A 258-nucleotide genomic window follows, 5' to 3' on the forward strand; every position below is an offset into this window, starting at 1 on the left:
GGTCCAGTTCGAGCATGGCGCTCCCGGCACGCGAAATCTGCGTGCTGGCGCGCTCCTGCATTGCAGCGGACGGATCATAAGCGGTTACCTCGAAGACGCGGGCGAGATAGGCTGCAGCCCATCCTGCGCCGATTACGCCGGCGCCGATGACGGCCACACGCTGGATGCTTTTCGTTCCTCGATACTGCATTTCTCGCTCCAGTGTCAGATGACATCCTCGGCCCGCAGGCGATCAACGTCCGCCTTCGTACGCCCGAG

The 258-nt window shown here is 63.2% G+C and carries 1 protein-coding gene; it reads right to left on the reverse strand.

Annotation, left to right across the window (positions count from 1 at the left end):
* Positions 1-190, reverse strand: a 190-nt coding sequence (locus SB765_RS31285) for a 3-hydroxyacyl-CoA dehydrogenase NAD-binding domain-containing protein (RefSeq protein WP_410932715.1), incomplete at its 3' end; no start/stop codon positions are given.
* Positions 191-258 lie beyond the last annotated feature (68 nt).

This window comes from Pseudomonas sp. SIMBA_067, assembly GCF_046534675.1.
Taxonomy (GTDB): domain Bacteria; phylum Pseudomonadota; class Gammaproteobacteria; order Pseudomonadales; family Pseudomonadaceae; genus Aquipseudomonas; species Aquipseudomonas putida.